The organism is Amycolatopsis sp. NPDC003861, from assembly GCF_053605405.1.
Window position 1 is genome coordinate 1 of record NZ_JBSGJD010000343.1, and the last position, 8,049, is coordinate 8,049.

At 70.3% G+C, this 8,049-nt stretch carries 7 protein-coding genes; 2 read left to right on the plus strand and 5 right to left on the minus strand.

Annotation, left to right across the window (positions count from 1 at the left end):
• Positions 1-52: 52 nt before the first annotated feature.
• The 5 genes from ACWEVN_RS44090 to ACWEVN_RS44110 all read right to left on the minus strand — a co-directional run bounded on the left by ACWEVN_RS44090 (position 53) and on the right by ACWEVN_RS44110 (position 4,999).
• Positions 53-1,375 (minus strand): cytochrome P450 family protein, encoded by a 1,323-nt coding sequence (locus ACWEVN_RS44090; RefSeq protein ID WP_310967749.1) that lies wholly within the window; start codon positions 1,373-1,375, stop codon positions 53-55.
• A gap of 277 nt (positions 1,376-1,652) precedes the next feature.
• Positions 1,653-2,147 (minus strand): nuclear transport factor 2 family protein, encoded by a 495-nt coding sequence (locus ACWEVN_RS44095; RefSeq protein ID WP_449682117.1) that lies wholly within the window; start codon positions 2,145-2,147, stop codon positions 1,653-1,655.
• Positions 2,148-2,265: 118 nt separating this feature from the next.
• The gene (locus ACWEVN_RS44100) at positions 2,266-3,084 is read right to left on the minus strand and encodes an SAM-dependent methyltransferase (RefSeq protein WP_452055256.1); all 819 of its coding nucleotides are present in this window, start codon (positions 3,082-3,084) and stop codon (positions 2,266-2,268) included.
• 38 nt (positions 3,085-3,122) lie between these two features.
• Positions 3,123-4,304: a cytochrome P450 gene (locus ACWEVN_RS44105; protein WP_449682119.1), complete on the minus strand. Its 1,182-nt coding sequence runs from the start codon at positions 4,302-4,304 to the stop codon at positions 3,123-3,125.
• A gap of 116 nt (positions 4,305-4,420) precedes the next feature.
• Entirely contained in the window at positions 4,421-4,999 is a 579-nt protein-coding gene (locus ACWEVN_RS44110; RefSeq protein ID WP_449682120.1) for a TetR/AcrR family transcriptional regulator, read from the minus strand.
• Between the two features lie 90 nt (positions 5,000-5,089).
• On the opposite strand from ACWEVN_RS44110, the gene ACWEVN_RS44115 reads away from it, so the two are divergent.
• Complete coding sequence (locus ACWEVN_RS44115; RefSeq protein ID WP_452055257.1) at positions 5,090-6,541, plus strand: MDR family MFS transporter; 1,452 nt, start codon at positions 5,090-5,092, stop codon at positions 6,539-6,541.
• A gap of 276 nt (positions 6,542-6,817) precedes the next feature.
• A complete protein-coding gene (locus tag ACWEVN_RS44120; protein WP_452055258.1) occupies positions 6,818-8,008 on the plus strand; it encodes a cytochrome P450 in 1,191 nt (396 codons plus the stop codon).
• Positions 8,009-8,049: the final 41 nt, after the last annotated feature.

The following is an 8,049-nucleotide window of genomic DNA, read 5'->3' on the forward strand; positions in this document are numbered from 1 at the left end:
AATCAGGGTTCTAACCCGAATTACCACTCACGACAAGCCGCGGCAGACCTTGCTAGGCCTGGGGCGTGCCCTTCAGGCGGACCGGCAGGCGCTTGAGCCGCCACGAGCCCGGCATGTTGCCACGGTCGAGGTTCTCCGGCGGGCCGGTCAGCTCCATGTCGGGGAAGCGGTTGATCAGGCCGGTGAAGGCGACCTCGAACTCCTGCTTGGCCAGGTGCGCGCCCAGGCAGTAGTGCAGGCCGGCGCCGAAGCCGACGTGGAGTTCGCGCTGGCCGTCGGTCTGGCGGCGGATGTCGAGCCGCATCGGGTCCTCGAAGTGGCGCGGGTCGTAGTTGGCCGCCACGAGCATGCCCATCGTCTTCTCGCCCTGCTTGATCTTCGCGCCGGCGATCTCGACGTCCTCGACCGCGTGCCGGAACTGCGTGCTGTGCAACGCGCCGCACCAGCGCAGCAGCTCGTGCACCGCCCCCGGCATGAGCTCGGGTTCGGCGCGCAGGGCGGCCAGCTGGTCGGGGTGGGTGAGCAGGGCGATCATGCCGTTGCCGATCGTCTGCGCGGTGTTCTCGGTGCCGGCCAGGACCAGCGTCAGCACCATGGTGATCAGCTCGGTCTCGGTGAGCCCGTCGCCGTCGTCGTCGTGCGCGTTGATCAGCCCGGTCAGCAGGTCGTCGGCGGGCTCGGCGCGGCGCAGCGCGACCAGTTCGGTGATCTGGTCGACCATGCCGCGCATCGGCTCGTTCTGCGCGCCGGGGACGAGCGAGAACGCGTCCTTGCCCCACTGCCGCCACTGGGGCCAGTAGCGCTCGGGGATGCCGATCAGCTGGCAGATGACGTTGATCGGCAGCTTGTAAGTGAAGTATTCGAGGAGGTCGACGACGCCGATGCCGTCCTCGTCGTCCACGGCCGCCTGCCGCTCCAGGTCGTCCAGCAGGCGCGCGGTGATCTCCTCCACCCGGGGGCGCAGGTCGTTGACGCGCCGCGCGGTGAAGGCCCGCGAGACCAGCCGGCGCAACCGGACGTGGTCCTCGCCGTCGGCGTCGAGCAGGCTGCTGGTGAAGATTTTGATGTACTTCTCTTCGAGCCCGAGCGCCTCGACCAGTTCTTGGTGGACCTTCTCGACGTCCGCACCGGGCACGCTGCCGGGGTTGTTCGCGAACCGCTTGTCCGCCAGCATTTCCTTGACGTCGTCGTAGCGGGTGAACAGCCACAGCGGGGTGGTCGAGCCGGGCCACAGGGCCCGCACGACGCGGCCTTCCTCGCGCAGCCGCGAGTAGCCCCCGAACGGGTCGCGGAGCAGCTCCGGATCGTTCATGTCGAGGGGGCAGGTCCCGGTGCTGCCGGTGTCCACGGGGCAGGTCTCGCTGCTGGTATCCATGTATCCCCTCCCGAGGGGCGATCAGGTGAATTCAGCCAAGATTCGCCCAGCCGGAGCGCCGGAACCATTACTCACGTGGGTAGTTCGGCCCACCTTTGGCCTGGTAGAGGCCGGAATTCGCGATCACCGGGGAGGTTTTGCGTGCGATGTCCGGAGTGTCCTTTTCGGAAACGAACCGGCCGCGGACCGCGCCTCTCGCGAGACACGATCCGCGGCCGGTCGGAAGTTCGGGCCCCCAGTCGGTGGTTCACCCCACCGGCTGTTCAGAACCGCGGTTTCACTGCCCGGCGGCAGCCTGCGCGGCCCACAGGACGTCGCCCTCGATGTGGGACAGGCGCCAGCCGTCCGGCGTCTTGGTGGCTTCGTAGCGCATCACGGAACTGACCGTCGTCGTGGGCTGGGGACCCATCTTGCCCTGCGGCGTCTTGCTGCTGCCGATGAGCTGGTCCACGAACGCGCGCACGGTGGCCTTGTCGCCGGTCACGTCCACCAGGACGTTGGTGACGACGTGCTGGGCGCGATCCTCCTGCTTGGCCGCCTCCGCCGTCTGGGCGATGACCTTGTCGCGCCCGGTGGTGGTGCCGAAGGGGGTCTTCACGACGACGCCGTCGGCGAGCACCGTGTTCAGCTTGTCGAACTGCCGCTCTTCCATGTCGGCGTAGAACCGGTAGATCTGCTGGGTGATCTCACCTCGGTCGTCGGTCTTGGGGGCGTCCGCGCCGGACGCGCTGCCGGCACCGCAACCCGCGGTGACGAGGGCGGCGAACAGCACCGCCGGCAGCCCGACCGCACGGAGGGATCCACGTGTGGTCCGACCGACTCTTCCTGCATTCATGTTCTTGGCGTCTCCTGCCTTGTTGCGATTTTCTTCCGGGTGGAAAACGGGAAGCTCATGCTTTGCGCGCGGTCAGCAGGACGTACCCCACCGCCGGTTCGTCGGCGAACTGGCGGAACCGCGAGAGCGTGGTTTCGAACTGCTGCAACCCGATGTGCTGCAGCGCCGGCTCCCGCAGCGCTTCGAACCGCTCCGCCGCCTTGTCCCACGACGGCCGGGTGCGGTCGCTGACGTCCTCGACCCGCTCGGGCACCAGCCCGGCCGCCTCGAGCCGGGAGCGGTACTCGTCGACGTCGACGAGCTTCAGCGCGCCCATCTCGACCAGGTCCACACTGGACGCGTCGGGCGTCTTCCCGCCGCCGCGCAGGATGAAGTCGCCGATCGCGATCCGGCCGCCCGGCCGCAGCACCCGGGCCGCCTGCTCGACCACGTGCCACCGGTCCGGCATGTGGTGCAGCGATTCCAGCGCCCAGACGACGTCGAACGACTCGTCCGGGAACGGCAGCTGCATCGCGTCGGCGAGCTCGAACGACAGCCGCCCGGCCAGCCCGGCGGCGGCCGCGCGCGCGTTCGCCCGCTCGATCTGCCCCGCCGCGATCGAGATCCCGACCCCGGTGATGTCGTGCGCGGCGGCCAGCCGGATGGCGGGTTCGCCGATGCCGCAACCGATGTCGAGCAGCCGGTCGCCCGGCTCGATGGTCAGCAGCCCGGCCAGCTTGTCGGTCAGCCGGGTGGTGGCGTCCTCGAGCGTCATGCCGCCGTCGGCGTCGTCCCAGTACCCGTGGTGCAGGTTGTCACCCCAGAGCCGGTCGAGCAGCTCCGCGAAACTGTCGTAGGCCTCGCCGACCTTGAACGGCGCCGGATTCGTCGTCACCTGTGCTCCTCAGCAGAAGTTCTTCGGGCGGGTCGCGCTCAGCCGGTGAAACCGGTGCGCAGCGGGAGTTTGTCGATGCCGGTCATGATCGGGATGGTCTTGAACACCGGACGGTCCTGCGGGTCGGTGCTCAGCCGCGGGAACCGGTCCAGCAGGGTGTTCAGCGCGACGCGGCCTTCGAGCCGGGCCAGCGGCGCACCCATGCAGAAGTGGACCCCGCGTCCGAAGGACAGGTGGTTGTTGGGGTCGCGGGACGGGTCGAAGGTGTCCGGGCCGGGGAACGCGGTCGCGTCCCGGTTGGCCGCGGCGAGCCACACCATCAGCAGCTCGTCGGCCGGGATCCGCTGCCCGCTCAGCTCGACTTCTTCGTTGGTGAGCCGGGAAACGGCGGCGAACGGCGGGAGCAGCCGCAGGGACTCCTCGATCACCGGCGGCACCAGCGACCGGTCGGCACGCACCCGGTCCTGCCACTCCGGGTAGGTGTCCAGGCACAGCACCGCGTTGCCCAGCAGCATGGTCGTGGTGATGTGCCCGGTGAGCAGCAGCACGAAGCCGAAGTTCACGACTTCGGCGTCGCTGAGGCGTTCCCCGTCGACCTCGGCTTCGACGAGCTTGGAGAGCAGGTCGGCGCCGGGGTTCGAGCGGCGCTGCGCGACGTGCTCGGCGATGTAGCGCAGGACTTCCTCGGCGCCGTCCATGACGACCTTCTCGTCGCCGTCCGCCTCGATGAAGATCTCTTCGCGGCCGCGGAACATCATGTCCACCCACTGCTTGAACAGCGGGTGGTCCTCGGCGGGCACGCCGAGCAGCTCGGCGATGACGATGACCGGCAGCGGGTAGGCCAGCTGCTCGACCAGCTCGAACCGGTCGCGCTCGCCGACGTCGGCGAGCAGTTCCTTCGTCAGCTCCGTGATCCTCGGTTCGAGGCCCGCCACCACCTTCGGAGTGAAGACGCGGCTCACGATCTTGCGGAGCTTGGCGTGCGGCACGCCGTCCATGCGCAGCAGGTTGCCCTCGTTGACCCGGTCGTCGATCGGGATCTTGCGCTGCACCGCGGAGGAGAAGGTGGCCGGCTCGTTGAGGATGCGCAGCGCGTCGGCGTGGCCGTAGACGTTCCACACCTTGGTGGCCGGGTCGAAGGTGACCGGTTCGGCCGGCGTTTGCCCGTGCAGCCAGAACAGCGACTGCGGGGCTCCCCAGGTGTCGGCAACAGCGACCATGACGTTCCCTTCGGTGGTGGCCGCGGGACGCGACCGGCCGGTGACGGCACCCCAGCCTGCCCGCCCACTCGGGGCCGGGACATCCTCAGTCCTGGTGGAATCGGTGCGCACGGCCGTCAGTCCGTCCCCAGCAGCGGCAGCACGATCGTGTCGAGGATTTCTTCGAGGGCCGCGACGGGCACGGTCTTGAGCGTGGTGAGCAGTTCCAGTTGCAGCAGGGTGAACGGCAGGGCCTTGACCCGGGCGGAGAGCCGGGCGAGGTCGACTTCGCCCCGGGCCGCGGCACGCTCGTACACGACGTCCAGCGCGTGCGGCTGGTCGTGCCCGATGACCTCGCGCAGGGCCGTGGGGTCGGTGCCGGTTTCTTCGAAGTACCCGGCCAGGTGGACGCTCATCATGGTGACGAACTCGGCCCGGGTCCGGCTGATCTCCGACATCAGGGCCAGCAGGTCGCCGCGCAGGGAGCCGGTGTCCTCGGGCGCGCGGACGCGGTTGCGCTGCAGGGCGTGGACGATCGTCGCGCGCAGCAGCTCGGACCGGTCGCTCCAGCGGCGGTACAGCACCGGGCGGCTGGTCCCGGCGCGCGCGGCGACGGCGTCCATGGTGAAGCGCGCGTAGCCGCCCTCTTCGAGCTCCTGCCAGGACGCGTCCAGCAGCGCCTGCTCCAGGACCGCGCCCCGTCGCCGCTCACCCATGCCGGCCTCCCTCAAGAAACACTTGCGCATCTTATTCACGCCAGCTTACGATGACCAAATAAGAAACACAGACGTATCTTAGGAGTGTCCGTGTCTTCCTCCAGCGAGTCCACGCCGGCCGACCGCGTCGATCCCGCGGTGTGGCGGCTGGCGTTCACGATCATCGTCGGGGCGCTGGCGGCGATGTTCGACACCACGATCGTCAGCGTCGCCATCAACGACCTGGCCGGCGAGCTGCACGCGCCGATCGCCACGATCCAGTGGGTCAGCACCGGCTACCTGCTGGCCATGTTCGCCACGATCCCGATCGTCCGGTGGGCCCAGTCGGCGCTCGGCGGGAAGCGGCTGTGGCTCGGCGCGCTCGCGCTCTTCCTGATCGGTTCGGTGCTGTGCTCGGTGGCGTGGGACGCCACCAGCCTCATCGTGTTCCGGGCCGTCCAGGGCATCAGCGGCGGCCTGATGATGCCGCTGATGATGACCCTGATCATGCAGGCCGCCCGGGGCCGCAACACCGGCCGCGTGATGGCGACCATCTCGCTGCCCATCGCGCTCGGTCCGATCCTCGGCCCGGTGCTGGGCGGCCTCTTGCTGGCCACCGGCGACTGGCGGCTGCTGTTCCTGGTCAACATCCCGTTCTGCGTCGCCGGCCTCTGGCTCGCGTACCGGAACCTCCCCGCCGACCGCCCCGCCGGCGGCGACCGCGGCCGCCTCGACGTCGTCGGCCTGCTCCTCCTGTCGCCGGGTGCGGTCGCCGTCGTCTTCGGCCTGTCCCGGACCGGCGCCGGCTTCGGCAGCCCCGACGTGCTGGTCCCGCTCCTGATCGGCCTCGCGCTGATCGCCGGGTTCGTCGTCTGGGCCCTCCCGCGGGGCGCCGGGGCGCTGGTGAACGTCCGGCTCTTCGGCCACCGGTCGGTGGCGTCGTCGTCGGTGCTGTACTTCCTCAGCGGCGCGACGCTGTACGGCGCGATGCTGCTGCTCCCGCTGTTCTGGCAGCAGGCCCGGGGCGTGGACGCGCTCGGCGCGGGGCTGCTGCTCATCCCGCAGGGCGTCGGCACGCTGCTGTCCCGGTGGGTCGCCGGCCGCTACACCGACAAGATCGGCCCCCGCACGGTGGCGCTGGTCGGGTTCGGTGCCGTGGTGCTGACCACCGTGCCGTTCGCGTTCGTCACCGCCGGCACCCCGGACGTGCTGCTGATGGCGCTGCTGCTGGTGCGCGGCCTCGGCATGGGGGTCGCGACGATCCCGCTCGCCAGCTCCGCCTACATCGGGCTCGACCACGCCCAGATCCCGAACGCCACGATCCTGGTGCTCATCATCCAGCAGATCGGCGGCTCGCTGGGGATCGCGGTCCTGGCGATGATCCTCCAGCACGCTTCGGCCGGCGCGAAGACGCCGGACGCGCTCATCCACGCCTACGGCACCACGTTCTGGTGGTCGATCGGCTTCACCGCGCTGGCGGTGCCGCTGTGCCTGTTCCTGCCGGGCCGCCCCAAGCCCGCGCCGGCGTCCGAGCCCGCCCCCGGCGTGGCCGTCGAAGCCTGAGCCGCCGATCTCCCCCGTCGACGGCTCAGTCGAGTGGCCTCTTCAGTCCGGCCGGCCGGACTGAAGAGGCCCTCCTGTTCGGGGCGCTGCCGGTCCTTGTCGCCGACCTGCCCGGCCGGGCCGTCTGCGGTGCGTAACCCCTGCCACGAAACCAATCCGCCGTGGCCCTGCGCGAAAGTCCTATCAGGATGGGGGATCCTCGGCCGGGCGCGCGTTCCTACCGTTGTCCGGCGGAGCCGGTTTCGGTGACGCGGCTCCTTCCCCGAGGAGAGCCTGATGACCGAACCCGTTGCCTTTCCCCAGAACCGGACCTGCCCCTACCGGCCGGCGCCGGGCTACCGGCTGCTGGCCGACCGGCGGCCGCTCTCGCGGATCAGCCTCTACGACGGCCGGGAAGCCTGGGCCGTCACCGGGTACGCGCTGGCCCGGCGGCTGCTCGCCGATCCGCGGATTTCCAGTGACCACAGCGATCCCGCGTGGCCGGTGGCCAACGCGGCCGCCGCCGCGGCGCGGAACTTCGGCGCGGACCAGAAGAAGGTCATCGGCCGGCTCACCGCGCTCGTCGGGGTCGACGATCCGGAACACCGCACCCGGCGGGAAATCGCCGAGGCGGGGTTCACGCCCGGGCTGATCGACGCCCTGCGGCCGAAGCTCCAGGCGGTCGCCGACCGGCAGGTGGACGAGATGGTCGCCCACGGTGCGCCCGCCGACCTCGTGTCGGCCTTCGCCTCGCCCGCCGCGCTGTTCTCGCTGTACGAGGCGCTGGGCATTCCGCGCGAAGACCAGGAGTACTTCAAGCAGCAGACCGGCCAGCTGTTCGGACCGGCCGCGGTGACGGCCTACGACGAGCTCGTGGCCTACGTCGCCAAGCTGGCCGGGCAGCACCCAGCTGACAGCCTCCTCGACACCTACCTCACCGTCGTCGGGGACGACGGTGCCGCGGAGGTGCTCCAGCTGCTGCTCATCATGCTGGTGAGCGGCCACCACACGACGTCGAGCTCGATCGCGATCGGCGCCAGCGCGCTGCTCCAGCACCCCGAGCGGCTCGCCGAGCTGCGCGCCGACCCGGCGCTGCTGCCCGCGGCCGTCGACGAGCTGAGCCGGGTCGCGGCGGTCACCGACGGCATCCAGCGGGTGGCGGCGGCCGACATCGACGTCGACGGAACCACCATCGCCGAGGGCGACGGCGTGTTCTTCGTGCTCTCGCTGATCAACCGGGACGGGGAGCACTACGGGCAGCCGGAAGTCCTGGACTGGCACCGCTCCGACACCGGCGACCACCTCGGCTACGGCTCGGGCCCCCACGAGTGCGTGGGCCTGGACCTGGCGCGCGCGATCATGGAGATCGCCTTCGGCACGCTGCTGAAGCGCCTGCCGAACCTGCGCCTCGCGGTGGCGGCGGACGAGATCCCGGTCAACCCCGGGGAGTCCTTCACGGGCCTGGTGGAGCTCCCGGTCGCCTGGTGACCCCGGCCGGTCGTGAGTGGTAAGGCGGGTTCTAACCCGCC